1 protein-coding gene is annotated in these 1,324 nt (G+C 70.2%); it reads right to left on the bottom strand.

Annotated elements, in window-relative coordinates:
- Window positions 1-58: 58 nt before the first annotated feature.
- Window positions 59-1,324: DUF222 domain-containing protein (locus AB0C78_RS50800; protein WP_360763076.1), on the bottom strand; the 1,266-nt coding region annotated here is incomplete at its 5' end.

Genomic DNA, 1,324 nt, shown 5'->3' with positions numbered 1-1,324 from the left:
GCCCGGACACGAGTGGTCCGGGCGGGCCTGGCGGCCATGCCGGGGGGGGGGGGGGTGGTTATGCCGCCCAGTGGAGGGTGCTATCCGGTGGGCCGATGCTGCCCGGTGGCCCGGTTGCCCCTCGCGCGTCTGGTGGCGGTAGCAGCCGGTAGACGTAGCGTCCGTCTTGGTCTTTGGTGATGTGGATCTGGTCGGGGCTGGTGTGCTTGAAGCGGTTGTGCCACCCGCAGGTGAGGGCGAGCTGGTCGATGTCGGTGGGTGAGTGCCCGAGTGCCCAGCCGTTGACGTGGTCGACTTCGCACAATGTGCCCGGGATCTCGCACTCTCGCACCGCGCATGACGGGTAGAGCGTTTCCAGCACCTGTCGTTGGGCTGCGCTGGCGAAGCGTTCCCGGTGGCCCAAGTAGAGCGGGGTGTTCCCGCGCCCCAGGAGGAGGGGTGAGACTCCTGCTGAGAGGGCGATGCGGCGGGCCTGCGGCGCGGGGATGGGGGTGCCGTCGGTGAGGCGGGCCGGGGCGTTGCCGCCGGTGAGCGTCTCGAGGTCGCAGATGACGGTGACCTTGGTGGCCTTGTGTCCGCCCGACAGCACGCTGGACAGGGCGGCGGCGGTCCGCTCGGAGAAGTCGCGGCGGTCGTCCGGCCCGGCCGGCTTGGCCAGCGGAGCCAGGGTGCCGTCCCAGATCGCGGCGTCCTCCGGGTTCAGCCAGCCCTTCACATACCGGCCGCCGTCCAGCGAACGCGTCGTGGTCAGCCAGGACTTGTCGTAGCCGCGTTTGGTGTCCTCGTCGGGGGCGTCTTCGATGTCGTCGCGTTCGGCGATGAGGTCGCGGATGCGGCGGCCGAACGCGGCGACCTTCCCGGCCGAGAAGCCCTGGTCGACGAACCCGAGCAGGGTTGTCTCGGCCTCGGCGCAGTCGGTGTCGTCCAGGCGGGCGATCGAGTCGGCCACGGTGGTGGCGTAACCGAAGGACAGGTCACCGGCCGCCAGCCGCTCAGCTACTTGGGGCAGGCGGTGCCGCTGCCGGGCGAGAGTGAGGCGCTCCTTGGTGCGGCTCTCGCGCATGCCGAGGCGGGACCGGAGCCACGCGCGGGTGGAGGGGAATCCCCACCGCTGCTGCTCCCCGGTGGCATCGACTCGGCCGATGAACCCAGCGAGCGCGCTTTCCTGCATATCTGCTGCGGCCGCGAGTGTTTCGGTGAGTTCCAGGCAGGCGGCCGCTGATTCCGGGGCTTCGCGCTGGGCGAGTTCAGTGGCGATGGCGGAGAGCGCGTTCACCAATTCCATGGTGGACGCGGCCCCAAGCTCGACCGTCACTGATTGCAT

Source organism: Actinomadura sp. NPDC048394 (genome assembly GCF_040651755.1).
GTDB lineage: Bacteria > Actinomycetota > Actinomycetes > Streptosporangiales > Streptosporangiaceae > Spirillospora > Spirillospora montaniterrae.
The sequence above is the reverse complement of the archived record's forward strand: the minus strand, read 5'-3'. Positions and strand labels throughout refer to the sequence as shown.